The sequence below is a fragment of the Acidobacteriota bacterium genome (genome assembly GCA_012729555.1).
GTDB lineage: Bacteria > Acidobacteriota > UBA6911 > UBA6911 > UBA6911 > UBA6911.
In genome coordinates, this window is the sequence record JAAYCX010000075.1 from 1 (window position 1) to 26889 (window position 26889).

Here is a 26889-nt window from a genome sequence, read left to right on the forward strand (position 1 = left end):
AAAATGTGTTCCGAAAAGTACAGGCTGTGTGGTAGATTGAGTCATCAAAAAGCCTCTTTTGTGGTATGCAACTTGATTGGTCTCAAGTAGTTATACGCACGAAGGGGCTTTTTGTTTTATCTCTTCATGAATTTTTCGGGTTAGGGTTGCTCACCTTTTCGGGTTCACACTTTTCTTTCCTGGGCGCCGGAGCGCGGGGGTTCAGCGGCGCTATCTTAGTACAGGGAGGCGGGAGGGGGCAGCGAAATCGGGGGCTTCTTTTTCGAGCGCCGGGGGCCGGGTTTTGATAGAATAAAAGACTTATTCCATCAGCCAGACGGGGGGGAAACGATGAAGGAGACCATACGTTTTACGCTGAACGGAAAAAAGACGGCGGTCGAGGTCGAGGGGGACCGGAAGCTCCTCTGGGTGCTCCGGACCGAACTCGGGCTGACCGGGACCAAGTACGGGTGCGGGACGGGCATCTGCGGGGCCTGCACCGTCCTGGTCGACAAGGAGGCGGTGCGCTCCTGCATGGCCGACGTCAAGAGCGTGGCCGGGAAGACGGTGACCACCATCGAGGGGCTGGCCGACGGGGAGAAGCTCCACCCGCTCCAGCAGGCGTTTATCGAGCACGGGGCGGTCCAGTGCGGCTTCTGCACCCCGGGGATGCTCATGAACGCCGCGGCCCTGCTCGAAAAGAACCCGAAGATGACGCGCGGGGAGATCCTCGCCGGGATGGAAAACAACCTCTGCCGCTGCGGGGCGCACAAGCGCATCGTGGAGGCGATCGAGAGCGTCGGCCGCGAAAGGAGGGGATGATGAAGGAGAATCCATACGCGCCCCGCTACTCCCGCCGCGACTTCGCGAAATTCGTGGGAAGCGGCATCGTGGTCTTTTTCACCGCCCAGGGACACGCCCAGGCGCCCAAGGGGAAGATGCCGGGCTTCGGCCCCCCCGCCGGGGAGTCGGACTGGAACGCCTACCTCCGGATCGGGGAGGACGGGCGCGTCACCGTCTTTTCGGGCAAGGTCGAGATGGGGCAGGCCAACACCACCGCCCTGGCCCAGATGGCGGCCGAGGAACTCGCCGTCTCCGTCGACTCGATCGACATGGTCATGGGCGACACCGCCCTCTGCCCCTGGGACATGGGGACCTTCGGGTCGATGTCGGTCCGGGTCTACGGCGCCGCCCTCCGCTCGGCCGCGGCCGAGGCGCGCGAAATCCTGCTAGAGCTCGGTTCCGAGCGCCTCTCCCTCCCCGTCACCGGGTTGAAGGCGGAGAACGGCGAGGTGGCGGGTTCGGGCAAACGGGTGGCCTACGGCGAGCTCGCGCGGGGACAGAAGATCGCGCGCAAGGCCGCGCGCAAGCCGGCGCTCCATACCCCGGCCGAGTTCAGGGTGATCGGCCAGCCGGTCGAGCGCCTCGACGGGCGCGCCAAGGTCACGGGGGCGGCGAAATACACCGGCGACCTGCGCTTTCCCGGAATGCTCTACGCCGCCGTGCTGCGCCCCCCGGCCCACGGCGCGACCCTCAAAACGATCGACACCTCGGAGGCCGAGAAGGTCCCCGGGGTGCGCCTGGTAAGGGAGGAGGGGCTCGTCGCCCTCCTGGCTGAGGACCCCGAAACGGCCCGGCTGGCCCGCTCAAAAGTTAAAGCTGAATATGATGTTCCTTCTGTAGATGTTGATCATAACAGTATTTTCACCTATCTGCTCGAGAAGGCGCCCAAGCCCCAGCCCCAGGAGCGGCGGGGGGACCTCGCCGAGGGGGAGAAGGCGGCGGTCCAGATCTTCGAGCATGCGTACTACAACGGGTACGGGGCGCACGCCCCGATGGAGCCGCACACCGCCCTGGCCCGGATGGAGGGGGACACCCTCACCGTCTGGCTCTCCACCCAGACCCCCTTCATGGCCCAGCCCCAGATCGCCTCGCAGCTCAAGATGGCGCCGGAGAAGGTGCGCGTCATCCCCCCCCACCTCGGCGGGGCCTTCGGGGGGAAGAGCATCACCAACGAGGCGCACGAGGCCGCCCGCCTGGCCGTCGTGACCGGGAGACCGGTGATGGTGGCCTTCGACCGCAGGGAGGAGTTCTTCTACGACGCTTTCCGCCCCGCCGCCATCGTGAAAATCCGCTCGGGCGTCGACTCCGCCGGAAAGATCTGCCTCTGGGACTACGAGGTCTACTACGCCGGGAACCGGAGCGCCGAGCAGTTCTACGACGTCCCCCACAACCTGATGCGGGTCTACGGGGGGTGGATGGGGATGCCGGGCACCCACCCGTTCAACACCGGCACCTGGCGCGCCCCGGGCGCCAACATCAACGTGTTCGCCCGCGAGAGCCAGGTCGACATCATGGCCGCCCACCTCCGGGCGGACCCGCTCGAGTTCCGGCTCCAAAACACCTCCGACGCGCGCATGCGGCGCGTGCTCGAGGAGGCGGCGAAGCGCTTCGGCTACTCCCCCGCCCCCGCCCCGTCGCGGCGCGGGATCGGGATGGCGTGCGGCATCGACGCCGGCAGCTACGTGGCCGAGATCGCCGAGGTCGCCGTCGACGGCGGGCGGATCGCGGTGCGGCGCGTCACCGCCGCCCAGGAAATGGGGGTGTCGGTCAACCCGAAGGGGTCCGTCATGCAGATGGAGGGGTGCATCACCATGGGCCTCGGCTACACCCTGACGGAGGATATCGAATTCGAGGGGGGGAAGATCCTCACCACCAATTTCCACCAGTACCGGATCCCCCGGTTTTCCATGCTCCCGAAGATCGACGCGTTCCTGGTAAAAAACGACGCGCTCGACCCGCAGGGGGGCGGGGAGCCGGCCGTCGTCCCGGTGGGGGGAGCGATCGCCAACGCCCTGTTCGACGCGACCGGGGTGAGGGCGTTCCACATGCCGATGACGCCCCAGCGCGTCCGGGCGGCGGCCGAAAACCCCAAGACAGCCAAATAGGACCCCGGCCGCGCACCGCGGCCGGGCATTTTCACGGAAAGGCACATTCATGAAGATCATCGTCACCGAGAGAATCGCAGAGGAGGGGCTGCAGTACCTCCGCGCGGAGGGCTTCGACCTCGACGTCCGCTACGGTATCTCCCGCCAGGAACTGCTCGACATCATAGACCAGTACGACGCCATCATCGTCCGGAGCGTCACGAAGGTGAACCGGGAGCTGATCGAGCGCGGGACGCGGCTCCGGGTGGCCGGGCGCGCGGGCAACGGCATCGACAACATCGACGTCGACGCCTGCACCGAGAGGGGCATCATCGTCGTCAACACCCCCGAGAGCAACACCATGGCCGCCGGCGAGCTCGCCATCGCCATGGCCTGCGCCCTCTTCCGCAACCTGACCCGGGCCAGCGCCGCCTGCCGCGCGCGCGACTTCCGCCGCAACAAGTACATCGGCCGGGAGCTGGACGGCAAGACCGTGGGCATCATCGGGCTGGGGCGGATCGGGTCGATCGTGGCGCGCAAGCTGATCGGGCACAACATGAAGGCGATCGCCTACGACCCCTACATCACCGACGACAAGTTCGCCCGGGTCGGGGTGGAGAAGTGCGCCGACCTCGACGACCTGCTCCGGCGCGCCGACCTGGTCACGATCCACACCCCGAAGACGGCCGAGACGATCGGCATGGTGGGGGAGCGGGAACTGGCCCTGTGCAAGAAGGGGGTTTACGTCGTCAACGCCGCCCGCGGCGGGCTGATCAACGAGGCGGCCCTGGTCGCCGCCCTCCGGAGCGGGCACGTGGCGGGGGCCGGCATCGACGTGCTCGACCCGGAGCCGGGGTACGACAAGCCCCCCGAGGAGCAGACGTACCAGAACCCGCTCCTGGAACTGGACAACGTGATCGTCACGCCGCACCTGGGCGCCTCGACCGAGGAGGCCAACTACAACGTGGGGACCGCCATCACGAAGCTGGTCGGTGACGCCCTCCAGGGGAAGATGGTGGCCGCCGTCAACATGCCCCCGCTCAAGAGCGGCGACCTCGAGCAGCTTCGGCCCTACCTGACCCTGGCGGAGATGCTGGGGAGGATCTACTACCAGGTGGAGAAGGAGACCGTGGAGAAGGTGGAGATCGTCTACTCGGGGGACCTGGCCGACAAGGAGACGAAGGTGCTGTCGCTGTCGGTGCTCAAGGGGCTCCTCGACCCGGTCGTCAAGGAGACGGTCAACTACGTCAACGCCGAGCTGATCGCCACGGGGATGGGGATCGAGCTGGTCGAGAGCCGCAGCACCCACCTCGACAAGTACACCAACCTGATCACCGTCCGCTTCCACTCGAGGAGCTGCACGCGCGAGATCTCGGGCACCGTCTTCGCCCGCGAGGAGCTGCGGATCGTCGACTTCTTCGGCTACCAGCTCGACTTCGAGCCGACGCCCTACGTGATCGCCATCCAGAACATCGACATGCCCGGCACCATCGGGCGGATCGGCACCCTGCTGGGCGGCCACGGCATCAACATCGCCGCCATGCAGTGGAGCCGCAAGGGGGAGAAGGCGGTTTCGTTCGTGAGCGTCGACGGCGAGGTGAGCGACGCCGTGCTCAGGGAGCTGGTCGCCACCGAAGGGGTCCTCAAGGCCACGATGATCCACCTGTAAGCCCGCATCACGGCCGGTTCCCGGGGCTGCGGCCCCGGGAACCGGAGTCTATTCATGCCTGCCGTTGGTCGGGCGGATCTCCTTTTCGTAGGTGGACAGGTCGGTCGGGATCAGGTGGGAGACCTCGGGGACCAGGTACTCGTACACCTGGGCGGCGGTGGCCAGGGTCAGGGCGCGTTCGGCCACCCGGCGGGCGTCCTCGAGCGGGACCTCCCCGAGGGCGCGGCGGATGGCGGGGATGGCCAGGGGCGTCATGCTCAGCTGCCGGAACCCCATCCCCACCAGGAGGACGGCGAAGAAGGGGTTCGAGGAGATTTCGCCGCAGATCCGCACCGGCTTCTGCATCCGCCCGGCGACCTCGGCGATGCGCCCGAGGCACGAGAGCACCGAGGGGTGCAACGGCTGGCAAAGGTAGGCCACCGCCGGGTTCCCCCGGTCGGCCGCCATCACGTACTGGATCAGGTCGTTGGTCCCGACGCAGAGGAAATCGGCCTCCCGCGCCAGGTTCTCGAGCACCAGCACCGCCGCCGGGACCTCGATCATCACCCCGAGCGGCACCGGGACGGGCGAAAAACCCGAGTCCTCGAGCTCCGCCCGGACCCGGGCGACGAGGTCCCGGGCCTGCCAGATCTCCTCCACGGTGGATACCATCGGGAGCACCATCTCGATGTTCCCCTCCCCCGCGGCCCGCAGGATCGCCTCGACCTGCTCGCGGAAAACGTCCCGGTGCTCGAGGCTCAACCGGATCCCCCGCAGCCCCATGCTCGGGTTGGTCAGCCGCTCCTCCCCCTCCGGCAGCCGCTCCGCCCCGGCGTCCAGGGTGCGGATGGCCACGGGGTGGGGGCTCATGGCGAGCGCCAGGGTCGCGTAGACCGACCGCTGCTCCTCCATGCAGGGGAAGCCGTTCGGGTGGGCGAAGTAGAGGAATTCGGAGCGGTAGAGCCCGATCCCCTCGGCGCCGCAGGCCACGGCGGCCGTCAGCTCGTGCGGGAGTTCCGTGTTGGCCCTGAGCGAGAGCGCCACCCCGTCGGCCGTCGCCGCCGCCGTCCCCTCGGGGCCCGGGGATTCGGCCGCGGCCGCGAGCGCTTCCTTCTGGTGCCGGGCGTTCTCGAGGTGCCCGGGCGCGGGATGGACGATCACCTGACCCCCGTCGCCGTTGACGAGGAGCAGGTCGCCCGTCGCCACCGAGGAGAGGACGTCGCGGAGCCCCATGACGGCGGGGAGCCGCAGCCCGCGGCTGAGGATGGCGGTGTGGGAGGTGCGCCCCCCCGACTCGAGCACCAGCCCCCGCACCCGCCCGAGGTCCATGGTGGCGAAGTTCGAGGGGTTGAAGTCGCGCGCGACCAGGATGACGTCCTCCGGCAGCCGCTCCAGGCTGAAGGAGCGGTCGCCCGAGAGGTTCACGAGCATCCGCTCGGCCACGTGCTCGATGTCGCTGTGCCGCTCGCGGAAGTATTCGTCTTCGAGCGACTCGTAGGCCGCAATCAGCCGGTCGGTCGCCTCGGTGACGGCCCACTCGGCGTTCGCCCGCTCCCCGCGGATGGCGGCGATGATCTCCTCGTGCAGCACCCGGTCGTCCAGGATCAGGAAGTGGGCGTCGAGGATGACGCCGTGCTCGACCCCCACCTTCTCCTCGAGCCGCCCCTTGAGCCCCTGCAGCTGGATCTTCGACAGCTCGACCGCCGCGAGGAACCGGGCGATCTCCGCCTCCGGGTCCGCCACCTCCACCTTCGGGATCACGCGGTTGTGGCTGTCGATCTTGAGCGCCCGCCCCCAGACGACGCCCGGCGACACGCCGTGCCCCCGGAGGATGATTTCAGGCTTCGGCGCCATCACGCCTCCTCCCCGAACCCGCTCTCGAAAAGGCGGCGGATCGCGCGCTCCGCCTCCGCCTCGTCCTCCCCCTCGACGCTCACCACCAGGCGGGTCCCCCGGGAGGCGGCCAGCATCAGCACCCCCAGGATGCTCTTGGAATCGATCCGCTGGTCGGCCCCCTCGCGCGCGAGGTGCACCTCGCTCTCGAAGCGCGAGGCCAGGCGCACCAGCTTGGCCGCCGCGCGCGCGTGCAGCCCCAGCCGGTTGGACACCTCCATCGTGCGGCGGATCATGCGTCGAGGAAATCGCCGGCGGTGGCGATGCTCCTGCGCCCCTGGTCGCGCACGGTGCGGGCGAGCGATTCCAGCGAGTCCGCCTCCTTCTGGCTGACGATCTTGATGATCATCGGGAGGTTGACCCCGGTCACGATGTCGATCTTCCCCGGTTCGTGGAGCGCGAAGGCGATGTTGCTGGGGGTGCCGCCGAACATGTCGGTCAACACCAGCACCCCCTTCCCCCCGTCCAGCTCGGCGATGCGGCGCTCGATGTCCTTCTGCGCCTCGTTGACGTCGTCGTGCCAGCCGATCGAGATCGCGCGGATGTGGGCGATCTCCCCCACGATCATCTCCGCGGCCGCCACCAGTTCCTGCCCCAGCTGCCCGTGTGTCACCACCAGCGCCCCGATCATGTCAGCTCCCTTCGTCCCTGTGCAGCACCTGCAGGCTGCGCTTCGGCCCCTTCAGCACCTTTCCGAGCTCCTCGGCGATGAAGACGGAGCGGTGCCGCCCCCCCGTGCACCCCACGGCGACGGTAACCTGGCTCTTCCCCTCCCGCTGGTAATGGGGGAGGAGGTACCGCAGCAGGTCCCCCACCCTCCCGACGAACTCCCCGGTCTCGGGGAAGGAGCGGAGGAAGGTCTTCACCCTCCGGTCCCGCCCGGTCGACCCCCGCAGGCGCGGAACGAAAAAGGGGTTGGGGAGGAACCGGGCGTCGAAGACCAGGTCGGCCTCGAGCGGGATGCCGTGCTTGTAGCCGAAGCTCATCACCACCACCTTCAGGCCCGAGCCCGCGGAGCGGCCGCGGAACTTCTGCGCCACGATCGCCTTGACCTTGTGCACGGTCAGGTCGGAGGTGTCGATCGTCACGTCGGCCAGCTCCTTCAGCTTCCCGAGCCGCCGCCGCTCCCTGCGGATCGCGTCCCGGATCGATCCCCCGCCGATCAGCGGGTGCGGCCGGCGTGTCTCGCTGAAGCGCCGCACCACGACCTCGTCCCGCGCCTCGAGGTAGAGGACGAAGAGGCGGAAGGAGGACTGGCGCAGTTCGGCCAGCATGCGCACGAGGTCGGACAGCCCCTCCCCGGCGCGGATGTCGATGACGAGGGCCGCGCGCTTGAAGACGCCGCCCGAGACGTTGAACACCTCCAGGAATTTCCGCATCAGCGGCACCGGGAGGTTGTCGACGCAGAAGAAGCCCAGGTCCTCGAAGGTCTTGAGGACCGTCCCCTTCCCGCTCCCGCTCATGCCCGTGACGATGACCAGGTCCTCGAGTGCCATGCGCCCCCTCTCTCCCCGCCGGGATTCAGTGCCCGCATTGTACCAGACGGTCAGGAATCGTGCTGCAGCAGGTTGGTCTTGTGCCCCCGCTGCTGCAGCAGGTAGATGCGGGCGGCCACCTCCACCAGGGTGGCGACGTTGCGCCCGGGGGCCACCGGGAGGTCGATCACCGGGACGCTCACCCCGAGCCACTCCACGCTCGAGCGCTCCAGCCCCAGCCGGTCGTACTCGGCGTCGGAGCGCCAGCGCTCCAGGCGCACGATGAAGTCGATCGCCTGGGAGGTGCCGGTCGCGGAGATGCCGAACATCTCCCGGATGTCGATGATGCCCAAGCCCCGCAGCTCCATGTGGTGCGGCAGCGCCTTCCCCCCCTCCCCCGAGAGCGCCTGCGCCCCCTGCCGGGTGATCTCGAGGTAGTCGTCGGCGATCAGGCGGTGCCCCTTGAGCACCAGCTCCAGCGCGCACTCGCTCTTGCCGATGCCGGAGGGGCCGAGGATGACGACGCCCAGGCCGAAGATCTCGAGCAGCCCCCCGTGGACCGTGATCCGCGGGGCCAGGCGCCGCTCGAGGTAGCGCGCGATCTTTTCGATGGAGCCGTCGCCCGGGGCCCCGCTCCGGATGACGGGGATCCGCCGCCCGGCCGCGAGCTCGAGCAGGCCGGCCGGGATCTCCACCCCCTGGGTGACCACGATGCAGCAGATGTCGTATTTCCTGAGCCGCTCGATCGCCCGGCCCCGGTCCTCGTCGTCGAGCGAGGCGAGGTAGCCCGCCTCGGTGCCGCCGATGACCTGCACCCGGTCGGGGTGCACCCCGCCCGAGCTGCCGACCAGGGCCATCCCCAGCTTCTGCGGGCGCGGGGAGCGGATCCGGTTGGAGATCCCCTCGTGCCCCTGCAGGAGCTCGAGGTTGAGCTCCAGGGCGGGGTCGCTCAGCAGTTCGCCGACCGTGACCCCGGAGCCCGGGAGGCCGGACGTGGTGGAATCGTTCATGGCTGTCCCGGGGGGCGCGCCGGGCGCGACCCCGGCTCCGCCCCCCGCTTTCGGTCTAGCGGGTGTGGACGAGGCGCATCGACCCGTCCTTGCGCCGGTACAGGATGTTGACCTCCCCGGAATCGGCATTCCGGAAGGCGACGAAGCCGTAGTCGGAGCCGGCGAGTTCCAGCGCGGCCTCCTCGACCGTCATCGGCTTTTTCTGCACCGTCTCCTCGCGCACGACGGCGCTCTTGGGCGCCAGGGAGCGGCTGGTGGGCTCCCCGATCCCGAGCTTGGTGGCCACCGATTTCGCCTTCGCCCGCTGGCGCTTCCCCTCGATCAGCTTCCCCTTGTGCTTGAGCGCCTGGCGTTCGAGCTTCTCGATCGCCTCCATGATCGAGTTGTACATGTCATCGGACTGCCCCTTGCCGGCGAGGCTCAGCATCTTCGTCTTCAGCAGGATTTCGGCCTTCTGCCGGTTCTTCTCCACGTCGACGACGACGTGGAACTGGATATCCTCCCCGAATACCTTGGTGAACTTGCGCAGCTTCTTCAGGACATACGCGCGGAGCGCGGGCGTAATCAGTATTCGTCTGCCGGTGATTTCCACCTTCATGGTATTCCCCTTCCAGGCTGAATGTTTCTTCCAGGATTCCCATACCCTAGACGGCCCGGGGCCGTCAGACCGGGGCCGGTCAGACCAGGTACTCGAGCCTGCGCTCGCGCGACCCGGCGATCTGCATCTGCTCCCGGTATTTGGCCACCGTGCGCCGGGTGATGAAGATGTTGTCCCGGCGCAGCATCTGCCCGATCTGGTTGTCCGAATAGGGCTTGCTCTTGCTTTCCCCCTCTATGATCGATTTGATTTTGAGTTTGACCTGCACGATCGAGAGGTCCTCCCCCGCGGGGTTTTCCACCCCCATGGTGAAGAACTTTCTCAATTCCATCACCCCCTGGGGGGTGTCCACGTACTTGTTGGTGACCACGCGGCTGATGGTGGAGCTGTGCACCCCCAGCTCTTCCGCCACGTCCTTGATCAGCATCGGGCGCAGGCGGCTCATCCCGTGCTCCAGGAACTCGCGCTGCCGGTTGACGATGGCCACGCTGACGCGGTAGATCGTCTGCTTGCGCTGGCTGACGCTGCGGAGCAGGTCCACGGCGGAGCGGAACTTCTCCTTCAGGAAGGCCCGGGTCTCCCCGTTGACCCCGTTGCTCTTGAGCAGGTCGCGGTAGGAGGGGCTCAGCCGGAGCTGCGGCATCCCGTCGTCGTTGGGGAGCACGAGGAACTCATCGTCCACCTTGACGATCGTCACCTCGGGTTCCACGTAGCTGGGGGCGGCCGCGTTGTACTTCTGCCCCGGGCGCGGGATCAGCCGCCGGATCCCCTCCACCGCCTCGAGCACCTCCTCGAAGGAGGCCCCGGTATGCGCGGCGATCTCCTTGTAGCGGCGGTTTTCGAGGAGCGGCAAACACTCCTCCACCATCCGGCGCTCGAGCGTGTCCATCAGCCCGAGGCTCCCGAGCTGCAGGAGCAGGCATTCGCGCAGGTCCCGGGCGGCGACGCCGATCGGGTCCATCGCCTGCACCACCCGGAGCGCCGCCTCGGCCTCCTCCTCCGTCGCCCCGGCCGTGGCGGCCAGTTCCTCGAGCCCGATCAGGAGGTAGCCGTCCTCGTTCAGGTTGCCGATGATGTGGCGCGCGATCTCCGCCAGGCGCGCGGGGACGTCGGTGAGCCCCAGCTGCCACTCGAGGTGGTCCGAGAGCGAGGGGGCGCGGGTGAGGAAGGCCTCGAACCCCGGCTTGTCCGGGTCCTCCGCCTCGCGGCTGCGGTACCCGGTGTCGAGGTACTCGTCGAAGAAATAGCGGAAATCGATCTCCTCGAAGGAGTCGCGCTCCCCTGCGGGCGCGCTTTCGGCCGGGGGCGTCTCCTCGGGTCCCGTGTCCATCCCGGTGTCGGGCGGCGGTTCCGCCGCCTCCTCGAGGACCGGGTTCTGCATCAGTTCCTGGTTGAGCATCTCCTGGAGCTCCAGCTTGTTCAGCTGCAGCAGCTCGATCTTCTGCAAAAGAGAGGGGGTAAGGGCCAGTCTCTGCGTGAGACGAAGATCCAGACTCTGCCTCAGAAAATGTCTCCGGTTCATAGGCGCCTAAGCCAGCCTGAAATTCTCGCCGAGGTACACTCTTCTCACCTCATCGTCACGCGTCAGCGCGTCGGGAGATCCTTCTCGTAAGATCTTTCCGTTGTTTATTATATAGGCACGGTCGGTGATATTCAAAGTCTCCCGGACATTATGGTCGGTGATGAGGATCCCGATCCCCTGGCGGCTGAGCGCGCCCACGATGCGCTGGATGTCCACCACGGCCAGGGGATCGATCCCGGCGAAGGGCTCGTCGAGGAGGATGAAGCGGGGGGTCAGGACCAGGGCGCGCGCGATCTCCAGCCGCCGCCGCTCCCCCCCCGAAAGGGTGTGGGCCCCCTGGTGGCGCAGGTGATCGATGCCGAATTCCTCGAGGAGCGCGACCACGCGCTCCTCCCGCCCGGCGGGGGTGAGGGGGAGGGTCTCGGCGATGCAGAGGATGTTCTCCCCCACCGTCAGCTTGCGGAAGACGGAAGCCTCCTGCGGCAGGTAGCTGATCCCGGCGCGCGCGCGCCGGTACATGGGGAGCCGCGTGATGTCCTCCCCCTCGAGCAGGACGCGGCCCCCGTCGGGGGAGGCCAGTCCCACCATCATGTGGAAGGTCGTGGTCTTGCCCGCCCCGTTCGGGCCCAGGAGCCCGACGATCTCCCCCGGGGCGAGCCCGAGACTCACGTCGTCGACCACTCGCCTGCCCCGGTAGGACTTGGTCAATCCGGTCGCCTGCAGCATGCACTTTGCCCAATTTAAATATTTGAAATAACAATACTTAGATCAGATCCATCACTCCCCGAGCAGAATCCTATCATCGGCCTGGAAGTATGTCAATCGACGCGCGAGCGAGCGCCCCCGCTCCGGGTCGTCGATGACGGCCGGGCGGCCGACGATGACGAAGCGTCCCTGGGCCGGGAGCCACTCGGCCGAATCCCCCCGCCCCTCTCTCCCCAGGTGCCCGATCCGCACCTCCCCCCGCGCCTCGGCGCGCCGGATGTCGCTTTTCTCCGGGTCGATCCACACGTCGATCTCGCGCGCCTCGAGCCGGACGTCCTCCGACTCGAGCCGCACCCCCCCCGAGTAGGTGACGAGGTGCCGCCGATAGCCCACCCCCTCGCTATGGATGACGGCCCCCCGGAGGGAGGCCCCCTTCCCTTGCGGGCCGGGGAAGATCCGGTGCAGCACCCCGCCCGAAGCCTGGAGCGTCCCCTTCCCGGCCGCGATCTCGAGCGTCCGGGCCTCGAGCTGCTGGCTCTCCCCCAGCACCCGCACCCCCCCCTCGTAGCGGACGGCCCCGGGCTCCCCCCCCTCCGCGCCCCGGAGCTCGAGCCCCGGGGCGGTGATGACCACGGGAGAGCGGCCCAGGCCCCCGAGCAGTTCCCCCGCGCCGCCGGAAAGGACCGACCGGACCCCGCCGGTGAAGCGCAGCACCTTTTCCGCCCGCCCGTAGGTGGCGCGCGCGCCGGTCGTGACGGCAGAGGCCTCGACCACCCTCACCCCGCCCAGGAGGGTCAGGGTGTCCGTGGCGGCCTCGTAGTCGCATCGCTCGGCGGAGGCGGAGTAGGCGGCGTCGCGGTAGGAGAAATCCCCCTCCTGCGCGGCGTGCTCGACGACGCTCTCCCCGTCCCGCTCCGCGAAGCGCACGCTCATCCGCTCGCTCGCGGTCTCCAGCCGATCCCGCCCGCCCCCCTCCGCCGCGGCGGTTTCGAAAAGGGTGCGGACCCCCCCCTCGGCCTCCACCCCGCGCGGACGGCCGCTCCCGGGGAAGAAGGTGAAGCGCATCCGCGCGGAGGAGAGGGTGCGCTCGAGCGCCGACCCCGGCTCCAGCTCCGAAACCCGCACGCCGCCCCCGGCCTCGGCGGTGAGCGGGCGCCCCCCGTCGCCGGCGAACTCGATCTCCAGCCGCTCGGACTCGAGCCTCCGCTCCGTTCCCCCCCCGGCCGCCGGGTGGAGGCCCCAGCGGACAGACCCTTCCGCCCGCAGACGCCGCGGCGCGGCCGGGGCGCCGGCGAAGTCGAGCCGCACCCTCCGCGCCTCGAGGGTGTGGCGCTCCCCCGGGGATCCGGAGAAGGAGAGGAGGCCCGAGCCGTCGACCTCGACCCGTTCGAGCGCGGCGCCCGCCCCGAACACGGCCCGGACGCTCCCGCCCGAAACCTCCGTACCCTCCCCCCCCCCGGATGCCATGAGGAAGCGTACCTCCCCGCGCGCCCTCATTTCACGCGGGGCGCCGGCCGGGTCGAGGTCGAGGTCGATCTCCCCGCCCCTCAGCCGCTCCTGCCGCCCGGCCGAACTCCAGCGCAGTCCCCCCCCCCGGTGACCCGCACCCGCTCGAGCCTCTCCCCCCCCGCGACGCCGAACTCGATCCGTCCCCCCTCGAGTTCCCGCACCCCCTGCCCGTCGGCCAGGAGGGCGGAAGCCCCCCCTTCGGCGGCGAGCGCCTCCACCCGCCTTCCGGGCCCGAGGGCCAGCACGATCCGCTCCCCCCGGATCACGCCCGAGCGCTCCGAGGCGATCTCTCCGCCCCCTTCGAACGTGATCCGGTCCCCGCCGGGCGCCACCGTCGCCCGGTCCGCGGAGGCCCGGAAGCTTTCGCCCCCCGCACCCACCCTCAGCCGGACCTCCTCGAGGAGCTCGATCGTCTCCCGGGCGCGGTCGTAGCGCGCCCCCAGGGCGCTCCCGGCCGCCTCCCCCGATTCGATTTCGATCCGGTCCGGGGTGGAGGCGGTTTCACCCGCGATGTCGTAGTGGAGCGAGCGGGTCTCGAGCCGCAGTCCCTTTCCGAGGCGGAGGCGCACCTCCCCGGAGAAATCGATCGTCCCCCCCTTCGCGTCGTAGCGTGCCTGCCGGCTCCGGATGGAGTGCCGCGCGGCCCCCGCGGCGTCGAAGTCCCCCGCCTCGATTCCTTCGAGGAGGTGGACCCCGGCGCGCGTCTCCAGGAGGCGCTCCGCGCGGATGCGCAGGCGCGCCGCCCCGTCCCGGTTCTCGGAGTACTCGATCCCTTCGGCCGCCCGCCGGAGTTCGGAGCCGAGCTTTCCGGGGAGGTCGCCCGCCCTGCGCATCTTCGCGATCCAGGAGTGGGCCGCGTTCCAGGCCAGGGCCAGGGCCACGGCCAGGATGATGCCGGTCAGCAGCCGGCGCAGGTGGAGAAGGAGACGGGGGTTCATGGTTCAGAACAGGCTGCGGGCATTGAAGCTCAGGGGAGTGATTTCCCCGAGGGAGATCCGGACCTGCCAGATGTACTCCTCCGCCCCGTCCGGGCCGTCGAACGTCACCCGCACCCAGTACAGGTCCTCCCCCCGGCGGACGGCCCCCCACCCCCTGAATTCGAGCCCGGGGTCGTCCCCGGCCACCATCGCCGCCAGCTTCTTCTGGGACTTGAGCACCAACTCGTAGGCCTGCCGCTCGATCTCCCCCTGCCCGTAGGGGAGCCCGTCGTCCGGGGCCTCGGGCGCCGCCGCCGGCGGCGCCGGCGAAGGCGCCTCGCGCACCAGCGGGGGGGCCTTGCGCGCCCCCTCGCCCCCCTGGGGCACGAGGCGCGGGCGCGTCCGGGCGCCCGCGGGCGCCGCGGCGGGGGGCGCCTTTACCGGGGGCGTAGCCGCCCTAGCCGCCGGAGGCGGCGAAGGCGGCGGCGAAGGCGGCAGTTCGAATTCCTCGGGGTAGGGTTCGGCCGCCGCCCCCGCCGTGGCCATGGCGGGCGCCGGCTCCCCCGTGATCGCGGCCCGGAGGGAGTGCGCCCGATCGAAGAGGCGGTGGCGCAGCCCGGGGACGACCCCGAGCGGGATTCCCACCAGCAGGACGAAGACCGCCAGCCCCATGTAAAACCTGCGCCGGATGTCCGCCATATTCTCCTCCCCTTCGGCCCCGCCCCGCGGCCGCCCGCTAGGCGCGGCCCCGCACCCCCCGGTGGACCAGGTACTGGTAGATGAAGTCCTCGATGTCGCCGTCGAGCACCCGGTCGGCGTCGGACGTCTCGTACCGGGTGCGGTGGTCCTTGACCATCCGGTAAGGGTGCAGGACGTAGCTCCGGATCTGGCTCCCGAACCCGATGTCGAGCTTGCTGTCCTCCACGGCCTGCAGCTGCTGGCGCTTCTTCGAAAGTTCCAGCTCGTACAGGCGCGCCTTCAGCACCGTGCGGGCCATTTCGCGGTTGCGGATCTGGGAGCGCTCGTTCTGGCAGGCGACCACGATCCCGGTCGGCAGGTGGGTGATGCGCACGGCCGAATCGGTGACGTTGACGTGCTGCCCCCCCGCCCCCGAGGAGCGGTAGGTGTCGATGCGCAGGTCCTTTTCGTCGATCTGGATCTCGATCCGGTCATCGATCTGGGGGTAGACGTAGACGCTGGCGAAGCTGGTCTGGCGCTTGTCCATCCCCCCGAAGGGGGAGATCCGCACCAGGCGGTGCACCCCGCTCTCGGTCGACAGGTAACCGAAGGCGTAGTCCCCCTCGGCGATGAAGGTGGCCGACTTGATCCCGTCCTCCTCCCCCGGCTGGTAATCCAGCATCTTCATGGTGTAGCCCGCGCGCTCCCCCCAGCGCAGGTACATCCGCACCAGCATCGCGGCCCAGTCCTGGCTGTCGACGCCGCCCGCGCCCGGGTGGATGGTGACGATGGCGTTGCTGGCGTCGTGCTCGCCGCCGAGCAGCATGCGGATTTCGGTGTGCCGGATCTCGGCCTCGAGCCGGGTCACCTCCCCGAGGAGCTCCCCGGCGCAGTCCTCCCCCTCGCCCGCCAGTTCGGCCAGCGCCAGGAGGTCTTCGCCCTCCCGCCCGAGCCGCGAGTCGGTCTCGATGTCCTTCTCCAGCCGGCTGCGCGCCTGCAGCGTCCTCTGCGCATCCTCCTGGTCGTTCCAGAAATCGGGCTTCGCTATCGCCTTCTCCAGCTCGAGAATCCGGGCGCGCTTGTTTTCCGCATCAAAGATAACCTCGGACCATCGTTATCTTTTCCTCGACCGCACTCACCCTTTCCTTCAGCTCCTCGAGCATCATCGCCTCCGAAGTTGTCTCCGCTTTTTCCGTTCCGCCCAGAGGACGGAAACCAGCAGAATGATAGCACACAGCAAAATGAAAACGTCCCCATAACGGGTGTAGACGCCCTGCTCCCGCACGAACCGGAAGCTTCCCCGCCCGAGAGCCTGATGGAGGATCCCGGTGGCGGACTGGATGCGGCCGGTCGGCTCGATGCAGGCGGTGACCCCGCTGTTGGCCGCCCGCAGGAGGTAGCGGCGGTTCTCCACCGCCCGGAATCGGCTGATGGCCAGGTGCTGGAAGGGGGCCGCGCTCGGGCCGTACCATTCGTCGTTGGTGAGGTTCAGGAGCAGCCCGCTCCCGCGGCGGGTGACCTCCCGCGCCAGGGAGGGGAAAACCGCCTCGAAGCAGATGAGGGCGGAGGCGGGGTTCCCGCCGAGCGAAAAGACCCCGGGGTCCCCCCCGGGCGAAAACGCCCCGATGTCGCTGGAGATCCTCTCGACGAAGGAGAGGAAGCCGGACCCCGGGATGTACTCCCCGAAGGGGACCAGGTGGATCTTGTCGTAGATCCCGGCGACCTCCCCGCGGCGGTCGATGAAAAAGGCGCTGTTGAAGTAGCGTTCCCCCTCCAGCCGGATGTTGCTGAGGACCAGCCCGAGGGGGAAGCGGGCCGCCAGCTCCCGCATCGCGCGGCGGTAGCCCGCGTCGAGCTGCCAGATGCTCGGGGCCGGGGATTCGGGCAGGACCAGGAGGTCGATCTCCCCGGGCGGGAGGCGGTCGGCCATGGCGACATACCCCTGCTGGAATTTTTCCGCCTGGGCCGCCTCCGACTCCCCCGCACCGATGTTCCCCTGGAGCATGGCCGCCCGGTAGCGCGGCTCGACCTTTCCCCAGCGCTCGAGCTGGTGCGCGCCGTAGAGGAGGGAGACGAGGAGCAGGGCGCCCGCCGCGCCGAGGGGGGCCAGGCGGGCGCCCCACCCCCCGGCCACGAGGGCCCGGGCCGCGGCCGTGTTGAGCGCGAGGACGAGGAAGGAGACGCCGTAGACCCCGGCGAGGTCGGCGATCTGGATGACGGGGAGCCAATCGGCCTGGGTGTAGCCCGCCAGGAGCCAGGGGAGCCCCCCGAAGGGGGAGAGGGAGAGGGCGTATTCGCCCAGCACCCAGGCTGCGGGGAAAGCGAGGATCCACCCCCTCCCCCCCCGCAGCATCAGGTGCTTGACGAGGAGGCAGGCGGCGGCGGGGTAGAGCGCGAGCAGCGCCGCGAGCGCCGCGTAGGCGCCCCAGGCGGGAACGGGCGCCATGCCGCCGTGGCGCACGAGCACCCCGGGGATCCATGCGAGCAGGATGCCGGTGTAGATCCCGGCGGCCAGGAGGCCCGCCCCGAAGGCGCCCCCCCGGCCGCGCGCGCGGGCGACCGCCACGAGGAGCGGGACCCACGCGACCCACGCGAGCGCCCCCAGCCCCGCGGCCGGGAAGGAGGCCGCGAGGAGGAGCCCGGAGAGGACCGCCGGGAGCGCCCTCTTCAGTTCGCCTTGATGAAACACTTGAAGCCGCTGCTTTTGAGCCGGAGCTGCATGGCGGCCGCCTCGGCCCGGGTCCCGAACCTCCCGACCTTGACCAGGTAGAACCCATCGGGGGAATCGGGGACCTCGATCCTGCCGGTGAACCCCTTCTCCCGGAGGCTGCGCCCGGCGCTCTCCGCTTCGCGCCGCGCCCGGAACGCCCCTACCTGCACCGAATAGGTGACCCCGTCGGAGGCCGCCCGGGCCTGCGGCCGCCGGGCGGGCGGGGAGGCCGGGGCCGCCTGCCTGGGCGCCGCTTCAGCTTTCGGCTCCGGCTCGGCCTTCCCCGCGGGCCCGGGGGCGGGGTCCAGCCTGGGGGCGATCGAGGGATCCCCCTCGCGCCGGTTCACGCTGCGGTACCATTCGAGGTCGCTCTCGGCGATCTCCTCTTTCGGCCCGGCGGCCGCGGATTCCCCCGGCGTTCCGGCCGTCGGCGCCGGGCTTCCGGGCGCCGTTTCGAGCGCCGTCTGCATCCCGTCCTGGAACCCCTGCCGCCGCCCCTCCATGAAGCCCAGGACGAAGAAGGCGCCGCAGATGGCGATCAGCACGGCAAAAGCGATGATGAGTTTTCGATTATCGAGCACCAGTTCGTGTCCGGCCTCAGGTTCGCGATCCGTCATGAAGATTTACCCCTGTTTCCTGGGTTCCATCCAGGCCTTGATCATGTCGATGGGCACGGGAAAGACCACGGTGGTGTTCTTCTCCGTGCCGATTTCGGTCAACGTCTGCAGGTAGCGGAGCTGCAGGGCCACCGGTTCCCGGTTGATGATGCCCGCCGCCTCCGCCAGTTTCGCCGACGCCTGGAACTCGCCGTCGGCGTGAATGATCTTAGCACGTTTTTCCCGTTCCGCCTCGGCCTGCTTCGCCATAGCTCTTTGCATCTCCTGCGGCAGGTCGACCTGCTTGACCTCCACCAGGCTCACCTTGATCCCCCAGATGTCCGTATGCCGGTCGAGAATCTCCTGCAGCCGGACGTTGAGCATCTCCCGGTGGCTCAGCAGGTCGTCCAGGTCGACCTCGCCGAGCACCGAGCGGAGCGTCGTCTGCGCCAGCTGCGAGGTCGCGTAGAGATAGTCCTCCACCTCCACGATCGCCCGCGGGGCGTTCATCACGCGGAAATAGACGATGGCGTTGACCTTGACCGAGACGTTGTCGCGCGTGATGGTGTCCTGCGGGGGGACGTCGAGGGTGACGGTCCGCAGGCTCACCCGCACCATCCGGTAGACGGGCCAGAAAATGAAGACGATGCCCGGCCCCATCGCCTTGGGGACCAGCCGTCCCAGGCGGAAGGCCACCCCGCGCTCGTACTCCTTCAGAATATGGATCGTGCTCCAGAGGTACAAGAGCACGATGATGAGGCCCAACATCCACATCGATCCCATAACGCCCTCCCTTAGGACTCCAGACGGTCAGTCACCCCCGTCGGTCGTTTCCTCCACCGTCAGGGTGAGGTGGTCCACCCCGACGACACGCACCCGCTTCCCCGCCGCGATGGGGGCCTCCGCGCGCGCGGCCCAGTACTCCCCCCGCACCAGGACCCGGCCGGCGGCCCCGATGGCGGTGTCGGCCACCCCCTCGAGCCCCACCATCCCCTCGTCCCCGGTGGCCGCCCGCTGGCCCAGGGACCGGATCAGCGCGACCAGGAGGATGAGCGAGATCACCGCGAAGGGGAGGGCCAGGGCGAGGGCCGTGTAGAGGCCGATCCGGACCGCCGGGTCCGGGGAATCGATAAGCATCATCATACCCATGACCATCGACACGATCCCCCCGATCCCCAGCACCCCGAAACCGCCGACCTTGACCTCGGCGACGAGCAGCCCGACCGCCAGCAGGAGGAGGAGCACGCCGACATGGTTGATCGGCAGGAGCGAGAGCCCCAGGACCGCCAGGAGCACGCAGATCCCGCCGACGACGCCGGGGACGATGAAACCGGGGTTGGAAAATTCGAAATAGAGGAGGATCACCCCCACGAGCCCCAGGAGGAGCGCCAGGTTCGGCTGCGACACGGCCGCGAGCGCCCGCTCGCGCCACGTCATCTCGTAGCGCACCACCGCGGCGCCCGCCGTGGCGAGGATCCGCTCCTCCCCCGAGAACATCCGCACGCGGCGCCCCTCGAGGGCCCCGAGGAGTTCCGCCTCGCTCCCAGCCACCAGGTCGATGAGCCCCGCCGCCAGCGCCTCCGCCTCCGTGAACGACTTGCTCTCGGTCACCCCCTTTTCCGCCTCCTCCGGGCTGCGCCCCCGCCGCGTCACGATGCTGCGCAGGTAGGCGGTGGCGTTGCTGGTGACCTTGTCGGACAGCGTCTTCCCCGCCTCCCCGCCGTCGACCGGGAAGCCCCCGACGGCCAGGAGCGGGTGGGCGGCCCCGGTCGCGCTCCCCGGCGCCATGGCGGCCACGTCCGCGGCGAGCAGGATGAAGAACCCGGCCGAGGCCGCCTTCGCCCCCCCCGGCCCCACCCAGACGACGACGGGGACGCGGCTTCGCAGCATGCGCGCGATGATGGCCTCCATGGAGGCGCCGAACCCGCCGGGGGTGTCGAGCCGCAGGAGCACGAGAGCGGCCCCCTCCGATTCCGCCCGCTCGATGCCGCGCACCACGAACTCGGCCGTGACCGGGTCGATGGCGCCCGCGACCTCGATGCGGGCCACCGGGTCCGCCGCCGGGGCGGCCGGGACAGAGAGGAGAAACATCACCGCGCAGAGGATGCTTTTCATATCGGGAACGACCTTTGTTCCTATCATAGCACAGCGACGGGTTCAGCGCCCCGCGAACGCTTCGTGCGCCTGGTAGGAGGAGCGGACCAGCGGGCCGGAGGCGACGTGGCGGAAGCCGATCGAGAGGGCGTGTTCCCGGAGCCGGGCGAACTCGCGCGGCGGGACGAAGCGCTCCACCGGGAGCGAGGCGCGCGTGGGCTGCAGGTACTGCCCGAGGGTGAGGAAATCGACCGCGGCCCCCCGCAGGTCCGCGAGCACGGCGCGCACCTCCGCGTCCGTTTCCCCGAGCCCCAGCATCAGGCTCGACTTCGTCCTCATCCCGGTCCCCAGGGCCCTGGCGCGGCGGAGCAGCTGGAGCGAGCGCTCGTAGCGCGCCCCGGGCCTCGCGAGCGGGTAGAGGCGCGGCACCGTCTCCACGTTGTGCCCGAGCACGTCCGGGGCGGCCGCGACCACCGTCTCGAGCGCCCCGGGGTCCCCGCCGAAATCGGGAATGAGGACCTCGATCCGGATCGGCCCGGCCGTGGTGCGGACCCGCCGGATCGTCTCGGCGAAGATCGAGGCGCCGCCGTCGGGGAGGTCGTCCCGGTCGACCGAGGTGACGACCACGTACCGCAGCCGCAGCTTTTCGACCGCCACCGCCACCCGCCGCGGCTCGTCCGGGTCGGGCGCGAGCGGCCTGCCGCTCGCGACGGCGCAGAAACGGCACCCGCGCGTGCACACGTCCCCCAGGATCATGAAGGTGGCGGTGCCGGCGCCCCAGCATTCCCCGATATTGGGGCAGCGGGCGTCCTGGCAGACGGTGTGCAGCCGTTCCCCCTCGACCAGCTTCCTGAGCCTGACATACCCCTCGCCGGAGGGGAGTCTCACCTTGAGCCATGCCGGGCGCGGGCCTCGATGTTTCATACGTGCCCCCATCATAGCACAAAGAACCGCTTGAGGCTGGGATCCCTTCTCCCGGCGCGGTATACTGTATCGTTTATGTCTCTACTCGACCGGATCGGCCGGCGCGTAAGCCGGAACGCGAAGCTGCGGGGGCGGGAGGTCTTCGACCGCGGGGGGGTCCGAATCCTCTTCGCGGACGAGGAGTTCGTCTCCGCGCAGGTGGCGGCGGACCCCCCCTCGACCGTGGACCTGGAAAACGAGCTCGGGGAGCTGGTCTATTCCTGCGACTGCGCCCGCTTCGAGAACACTCTCGCGGTGTGCGAGCACGTCTGGGCCGCCCTGCTCGAACTCGAGCGGCGGAACCATTTCGAGCAATGGGCCCCCTCCTTCCCCCGCGCCCTGGCCCCGGCCGCCTTCGACGGCGAGGGGTTCGACCCGGACGGGGAGGAGGACGAGGATTTCGACGACGCGGACCTCGACCGTTTCGAAGACGCGGCCCCGGCCGGCGGAGCCTTCCCGGAGGGAGCCGCCCGGGTCGGGGAGCCGCCCGAGGACCCGGGGGACGAGGGGGGGAGGCGCGGCGCGGGGGAGTGGCGCCGCCTGCTCGAGGGGATGCGGCGCGCGGCCGCGCCCCAGGCGCCGGCCGCTTCCTGGCCCGAGGGGCGGCAGATCCTCTACGTCATCGAGCGCTCCAAGCGGCTGGCCCACGCCCCCCTGGTCATCCAGATCGAGGCGCGCGACCCCAAAAAGAACGGCGGATGGAAAAAGCCCCGGCCGCTCGAAGCGTTCCGCGACGGGGTCCCCGATTTCGGCCACCCCCTCGACCGGGACATCCTCGCGCGCCTCGTCGGGGTCAAACGCGACGCCTGGTATTTCGGCTCCTACCCGTCGAACCTCCGCTTCCAGCCCGCGGCGGCCGATCTCGCCCTCCTCCTCCCGCTCATTTCGGACACCGGCCGCCTTTTCCACCGCGCGGAGGAGGAGGAGCTGCGCCCCCTCAAATGGGACGGGGGGGAGAGCTGGACCTTCGAGGTGGAGGCGCGGCGGGCGCCCGGCGAGGAGCGCTACGAGATTGCGGGCGCCTTCTTCCGCGACGGCGAGCGCCTGCCGGCCGACGCCCCGGACCGCATCTTCGCCGAAGGGGTCCTGCTCCTTGACGAAACGCTGGCTCCCTGCACCGGCCCCCCCGAATGGGTCTCCTTCTTCCGGCGCGAGGGCCCGTTCTTCGTCCCCGCCGCCGAGGCGGACGCGTGGATCGAAACGATGATGGGGATCCGCACGGCCCCCCCCCTGCGCCTTCCCGCGGAGCTGCGCCTGGAGGAGGTGGCCCCCCCCTTGCGCCCGGTCGTGCGCATCCGCACCCGCAAGGAGCCCTGGGGCGCCCCCTACCTCGCGGCGGAACTCGAGTTCGGCTACCTCGACCGGACCGTCGCCGACGGTGACGGCTCGACCTCCATCCCCGTGGTCCGGGAGCGCAGGCGCATCCTGCGCGACCCGGAGGGGGAGCGCGCCGCGCGCCTGCTCCTCGAGCAGGCGGGGTTCCGCCCCCGCCGGGGAGTGCGCGGCGCCACCGCCTGGTCGATCACCGAAAACCGCCTGGCCGGCGCCGTCCGGGACCTGGTCGGCGCCGGGTGGCACGTGGAGGCCGACGGGAAGACGTTCCGCAGCCCCGGCGCGCTGACGCTCCGCGTGACCTCGGGCATCGACTGGTTCGAACTGCACGGGGCCGCCGACTTCGGCGGCAGCAGCGTCCCGATCCCCCGCCTGCTGGCCGCGCTCCGGCGCCGCCAGCGGGCGGTCCGGCTCGACGACGGCGGCTACGGCATGCTCCCGGAGGAGTGGGTGCAGAGATACCGCATCCTGGCGGGGCTGGGAAAGGAGGAGGGGGACCACGTGCGCTTCCGGACCCACCAGGTGGGGCTGCTCGACGCGCTGCTCGAGACCGGGCCCGAGGTGAGCTGCGACGCCCTCTTCGGCCACATCCGCGACGAAATGCGCCGCTTCGAGGGGATCCTCCCCGCCGACGCCCCGCCGGGGTTCCGGGGGGAGCTGCGGGAGTACCAGCGCGAGGGGCTCGGCTGGTTCCACTTTCTCGAGCGCTTCAACCTTGGGGGATGCCTGGCCGACGACATGGGGCTCGGCAAGACGATCCAGGTGCTGGCGCTGCTCGAGGAGCGCCGCACGCTCCGCGGGCCGGGGGGCGCCCCCTCGCTCGTGGTGATGCCGCGCTCGCTGGTCTTCAACTGGGTCGAGGAGGCGCGCCGCTTCACGCCCGGCCTGCGCGTGCTCGAGCACACCGGGAGCGACCGCGAACGAGACCCGGGACGCTTCGACGGCTACGACGCGGTCTTCACCACCTACGGGACGCTGCGGCGCGACGCCCCGCTGCTGCGCGAGAAGGAGTTCGACTACGTCATCCTCGACGAGGCCCAGGCGATCAAGAACGCCTCGACCGCGTCGGCCAAGGCCGCGCGCCTGCTGCGCGCGCGCCGCCGCCTGGCCCTGAGCGGGACCCCGATCGAAAACCACCTGGGGGAGCTCTGGAGCCTGTTCGAGTTCCTCAACCCGGGGATGCTCGGCTCGGCCTCGGTCCTGCGCCTGGGCCGCGGGGCGGACCGGCTCGACGAGGAGACCCGGGCGCTCGTCGCCCGGGCGCTGCGCCCCCTCATCCTGCGCCGGACCAAGGCCCAGGTGGCGCGCGACCTGCCGGAGAAGGTGGAGCAGACCCTCTTCTGCCAGCTGGAGCCGGCGCAGCGCGCCCTGTACGACGAGCTGCGGGAGCACTACCGCCGCTCGCTCCTGGGCCGGATCCGGAGCGAGGGGATGGCCCGGTCGCAGATGCACATCCTGGAGGCGCTGCTGCGGCTGCGCCAGGCGGCGATCCACCCCGGCCTGGTCGACCCCGCCCGCGCCGCCGAGTCGAGCGCGAAGCTCGACATGCTGGTGCCGCAGCTGGAGGAGGTGATCGACGAGGGGCACAAGGCCCTGGTCTTCTCGCAGTTCACCTCGATGCTGGCCATCCTGCGCCGGCGCCTGGACTCGGCCGGGATCGCCTACGAGTACCTCGACGGGCAGACGCGCGACCGCGCCCGCGCCGTGGAGCGCTTCCAGAACGACCCCGGCTGCCCCCTCTTCCTCATCAGCCTCAAGGCCGGGGGCCTCGGCCTGAACCTGACCGCGGCCGAGTACGTCTACCTCCTCGACCCCTGGTGGAACCCCGCCGTCGAGGCCCAGGCGGTCGACCGCACCCACCGGATCGGCCAGACCCGCTCGGTCTTCGCCTACCGCATCATCGCCCGCGACACGGTCGAGGAAAAGGTCCTGGCGCTGCAGGAGAGCAAGCGCGAGATCGCCGACGCCATCATCCGCGAGGACAACAGCCTCCTCGCCTCCCTCGACCCCGAGGACCTGGCCCTGCTGCTCGATTGAACATTCGAAATTAGTCTTGCCTCCGCCGGCCCGTCTGGTTTACATTCGGCCTCAACCAAGGAGGCCCCATGATCCGTCACGGCATCATTCCCCCCTACCTCTTGCGATCGATCGCGGTCAACGGCAGCCGGCGCCAGCAGGCGCTGGCGTGGGCCACCCTGACCGATTCGGAACAGATCCGGGGGGAGCGGCGCGCCCTCCCCCCCCTCACCCGGCTCGCCGTGGTCCCCGGGCGGCTGCGGCGCTCGGTCTACGACGCGCGCAACCGCTACGACCTTCCCGGCAGGCTCGTGCGCTCCGAGGGGAGCGCGGCGAGCGGCGACCCGCGGGTCAACGAGGCCTACAGCGGCGCCGGTGCCACCTACGAGATGTGGCGCAAGGTGTTCGAGCGCAACTCCGTCGACGACCGGGGGATGCGGCTCGACGCCACCGTCCATTACGGGAAGGACTACGACAACGCCTTCTGGAACGGGCGGCAGATGGTCTACGGCGACGGCGACGGGGTGATCTTCGGCCCCTTCACCCGGGCGCTCGACGTCATCGGCCACGAACTGGCCCACGGCATGGTGCAGTACGAGGCCGACCTGGTCTACCGGGGCCAGCCGGGCGCCCTGAACGAGTCGTTCGCCGACGTGTTCGGGATCCTGGTCAAACAGTACCGGCGCCGCCAGACGGCCGAAGAATCGGACTGGCTCATCGGCGTGGGCCTGTTCCGCCCCGGGGTGGGCGCCCGCGCGCTGCGCTCGATGAGGGAGCCGGGGACGGCCTACGACGACCCGGTACTGGGAAAGGATCCCCAGCCCGGGCACATGAGGGACTACGTCGACACGAGCGAGGACAACGGCGGGGTGCACCTGAACTCGGGGATCCCCAATCGCGCCTTCTGCGAGCTGGCCCTGCGCCTCGGGGGGTACGCGTGGGAAAGGGCGGGGCAGATCTGGTACCGGACCCTCTGCGACAAGCTCCGCCCCAACTCCACCTTCCGGGAGGCCTGTTCCCGCTCCGTCACCGCGGCGGGGGAACTCTACGGGCCGAACAGCCCGGAGCAAAAGGCAACGCGGGAGTCCTGGGCGGCGGTCGGCCTCTAATCAGGCCCGCAGCGGTTCGATGAGCGCGCCCAGCCCGGCCGTGTCGAAGCAGGGGGCGACGAGGCGCGCCCCGGGCAGATCGGGCGGCTCGGCGGGGAGAGGGCCGATCACCACCACGCTCCCCCCGTCCTTGGGCTTCAGGTCCCAGAGGTGCTTGCGGACCAGGTCGAGCGCGAAGGAGTCCTCGAGTTCCCCGGCGGCCGCGAACTCGATCATCACGTCGGGGCTCGTGCGGGTGCATTCGTAGATGTCGGCGAAGACGGGGATGCTCCCGGGCGATTCCATGAGCGACAGGAGGATCACCCGGCTGTCGAGGGTATAGGAGGTGTCCCCCGTCTTCTTCCTGGGGCGCACCGCGGGCTTGTAGCGCACGCCGTAGCCGTCCACCTCGCGCGCCAGGGGCACCTTCACCGCGACCAGGCGCCCGGAGCCCCGCAGGCGCAGGACGAACTCCGGCAGCCGCATCGTCGGGTGGTGCGCCTGCCGGCCGAAGGCGATCTCCCTGAGCGGCGCGAGGAAGGGTTTCGAGTCCTCGTCGAGCTCCACCCCGAAGCCCTCTTCCGGGTCGAGCATCCTGATGATGGAGAGCGCGGCCCAGCGCTCGTAGCCGAGACGGTAGAGCTGCACGGCCGCCGCGCGGATGTCCTCCCCCGCCTGCGCCTCGAATTCCTCCCCGCTGAGCTTCCCCTGGAGCAGGTCGAACATCCGGTTGTAGAGGACGCGGGCGAGCCCCTCGGCGGGATTTTCCAGGAAGGAGGCGAGGTCCACCGGCGCGTCGATCCGCTGGAGCCCCAAAAGGCCGGTCACTTCCCTTTCCACTTCGGCCGTCCGCCGCGCCAGCGCCGCCGCGTCCACGGGAAGGGAGTCGAGGTGGGAGACGACGACGGCGCGGCGCGCCTCGTCGAAACGGCGGTAGAACTCCCCGCGCACCTCCTGGGGGATCGAGACCTCGTTTCCGGCCAGGATGATTTCGGGGTGCGCGGCGATGTAGTCCGCGAGCGGGGCGAAGGTCCCTTTGAGCGTCTCGGTCAGTTCCATGCTTTTCCTCCCTTTCCTCGGGCCGTGGCGGTCCGACCCGTGATCTTACCCCAAACCCGCCCGGCGGCGAAACCCCGCCCTATCCGCCTCATCGAAGTTGCCAGGAAGGGCCCGACAGGTTACGATACTTGCGAAACCGGGCGGCGGTTACGCATCCGCCCGATTCCGGA

23 protein-coding genes are annotated in these 26889 nt (G+C 69.8%); 5 read left to right on the plus strand and 18 right to left on the minus strand.

Annotation, left to right across the window (positions count from 1 at the left end; genetic code table 11):
* Window positions 1-330: 330 nt before the first annotated feature.
* Genes GXY47_13095 through GXY47_13105 form a run of 3 tightly spaced genes read left to right on the plus strand, consistent with a single transcriptional unit; the run spans window position 331 to window position 4575 of the window.
* Window positions 331-801, plus strand: a complete 471-nt coding sequence (locus GXY47_13095; GenBank protein ID NLV32079.1) for a (2Fe-2S)-binding protein — start codon at window positions 331-333, stop codon at window positions 799-801.
* Window positions 798-2927 (plus strand): molybdopterin-dependent oxidoreductase, encoded by a 2130-nt coding sequence (locus GXY47_13100; protein ID NLV32080.1) that lies wholly within the window; start codon window positions 798-800, stop codon window positions 2925-2927. The genes GXY47_13095 and GXY47_13100 overlap by 4 nt, the downstream gene beginning before the upstream one ends.
* A gap of 49 nt (window positions 2928-2976) precedes the next feature.
* Entirely contained in the window at window positions 2977-4575 is a 1599-nt protein-coding gene (locus tag GXY47_13105) for a phosphoglycerate dehydrogenase (GenBank protein ID NLV32081.1), read from the plus strand.
* Window positions 4576-4623: 48 nt separating this feature from the next.
* On the opposite strand, the gene ptsP is transcribed toward GXY47_13105, so the two are convergent.
* From ptsP to lipA, 17 genes are all read right to left on the minus strand, one after another.
* A complete protein-coding gene (gene ptsP, locus GXY47_13110) occupies window positions 4624-6408 on the minus strand; it encodes a phosphoenolpyruvate--protein phosphotransferase (protein NLV32082.1) in 1785 nt (594 codons plus the stop codon).
* Window positions 6408-6683 carry an HPr family phosphocarrier protein gene (locus tag GXY47_13115; protein NLV32083.1) on the minus strand — a complete coding sequence of 92 codons (276 nt, stop codon included), beginning with the start codon at window positions 6681-6683 and terminating at the stop codon, window positions 6408-6410. The genes ptsP and GXY47_13115 overlap by 1 nt, the downstream gene beginning before the upstream one ends.
* The gene (locus tag GXY47_13120; protein ID NLV32084.1) at window positions 6680-7078 is read right to left on the minus strand and encodes a PTS sugar transporter subunit IIA; all 399 of its coding nucleotides are present in this window, start codon (window positions 7076-7078) and stop codon (window positions 6680-6682) included. Before GXY47_13120 ends, GXY47_13115 begins: the two co-directional genes overlap by 4 nt.
* Window position 7079: 1 nt before the next feature.
* Window positions 7080-7943: an RNase adapter RapZ gene (gene rapZ, locus GXY47_13125; protein ID NLV32085.1), complete on the minus strand. Its 864-nt coding sequence runs from the start codon at window positions 7941-7943 to the stop codon at window positions 7080-7082.
* Between the two features lie 50 nt (window positions 7944-7993).
* Window positions 7994-8932, minus strand: coding sequence for an HPr(Ser) kinase/phosphatase (hprK, locus tag GXY47_13130; GenBank protein NLV32086.1), 939 nt, complete (start codon window positions 8930-8932; stop codon window positions 7994-7996).
* 55 nt (window positions 8933-8987) lie between these two features.
* Window positions 8988-9530 (minus strand): ribosome-associated translation inhibitor RaiA, encoded by a 543-nt coding sequence (gene raiA / locus GXY47_13135; GenBank protein NLV32087.1) that lies wholly within the window; start codon window positions 9528-9530, stop codon window positions 8988-8990.
* 79 nt (window positions 9531-9609) lie between these two features.
* Entirely contained in the window at window positions 9610-11052 is a 1443-nt protein-coding gene (gene rpoN, locus GXY47_13140; GenBank protein NLV32088.1) for an RNA polymerase factor sigma-54, read from the minus strand.
* Window positions 11053-11058: 6 nt separating this feature from the next.
* The gene (gene lptB, locus GXY47_13145) at window positions 11059-11778 is read right to left on the minus strand and encodes an LPS export ABC transporter ATP-binding protein (protein ID NLV32089.1); all 720 of its coding nucleotides are present in this window, start codon (window positions 11776-11778) and stop codon (window positions 11059-11061) included.
* A 51-nt stretch (window positions 11779-11829) separates the two neighbouring features.
* Window positions 11830-13224, minus strand: a complete 1395-nt coding sequence (locus tag GXY47_13150) for a hypothetical protein (protein ID NLV32090.1) — start codon at window positions 13222-13224, stop codon at window positions 11830-11832.
* Window positions 13225-13304: 80 nt separating this feature from the next.
* Window positions 13305-14204, minus strand: a complete 900-nt coding sequence (gene lptC / locus GXY47_13155) for an LPS export ABC transporter periplasmic protein LptC (GenBank protein NLV32091.1) — start codon at window positions 14202-14204, stop codon at window positions 13305-13307.
* 3 nt (window positions 14205-14207) lie between these two features.
* Window positions 14208-14882, minus strand: a complete 675-nt coding sequence (locus tag GXY47_13160; GenBank protein NLV32092.1) for a hypothetical protein — start codon at window positions 14880-14882, stop codon at window positions 14208-14210.
* 37 nt (window positions 14883-14919) lie between these two features.
* Window positions 14920-16027 (minus strand): peptide chain release factor 2 gene (locus GXY47_13165; GenBank protein ID NLV32093.1). Its coding sequence is split into 2 segments (ribosomal slippage): window positions 14920-15954 and window positions 15956-16027, totalling 1107 coding nucleotides; the frame shifts between segments, so codons are not numbered across the junction.
* On the minus strand, window positions 16024-17550 hold the full coding sequence (gene lnt / locus GXY47_13170) for an apolipoprotein N-acyltransferase (protein ID NLV32094.1): 1527 nt from the start codon (window positions 17548-17550) through the stop codon (window positions 16024-16026). The genes GXY47_13165 and lnt overlap by 4 nt, the downstream gene beginning before the upstream one ends.
* Window positions 17529-18188: a hypothetical protein gene (locus tag GXY47_13175; GenBank protein NLV32095.1), complete on the minus strand. Its 660-nt coding sequence runs from the start codon at window positions 18186-18188 to the stop codon at window positions 17529-17531. The genes lnt and GXY47_13175 overlap by 22 nt, the downstream gene beginning before the upstream one ends.
* A 6-nt stretch (window positions 18189-18194) precedes the next feature.
* Window positions 18195-18950: a slipin family protein gene (locus GXY47_13180; protein NLV32096.1), complete on the minus strand. Its 756-nt coding sequence runs from the start codon at window positions 18948-18950 to the stop codon at window positions 18195-18197.
* Between the two features lie 27 nt (window positions 18951-18977).
* Complete coding sequence (locus GXY47_13185; protein ID NLV32097.1) at window positions 18978-20282, minus strand: nodulation protein NfeD; 1305 nt, start codon at window positions 20280-20282, stop codon at window positions 18978-18980.
* Window positions 20283-20324: 42 nt separating this feature from the next.
* Window positions 20325-21200 (minus strand): lipoyl synthase, encoded by an 876-nt coding sequence (gene lipA / locus GXY47_13190; protein NLV32098.1) that lies wholly within the window; start codon window positions 21198-21200, stop codon window positions 20325-20327.
* Between the two features lie 60 nt (window positions 21201-21260).
* On the opposite strand from lipA, the gene GXY47_13195 reads away from it, so the two are divergent.
* Window positions 21261-24593, plus strand: coding sequence for a DEAD/DEAH box helicase (locus tag GXY47_13195; GenBank protein ID NLV32099.1), 3333 nt, complete (start codon window positions 21261-21263; stop codon window positions 24591-24593).
* 68 nt (window positions 24594-24661) lie between these two features.
* Window positions 24662-25681, plus strand: a complete 1020-nt coding sequence (locus GXY47_13200) for a peptidase M4 family protein (protein NLV32100.1) — start codon at window positions 24662-24664, stop codon at window positions 25679-25681.
* Here GXY47_13200 and GXY47_13205 read toward each other — a convergent pair whose 3' ends face one another.
* Window positions 25682-26719 carry a hypothetical protein gene (locus tag GXY47_13205; GenBank protein NLV32101.1) on the minus strand — a complete coding sequence of 346 codons (1038 nt, stop codon included), beginning with the start codon at window positions 26717-26719 and terminating at the stop codon, window positions 25682-25684.
* Window positions 26720-26889: the final 170 nt, after the last annotated feature.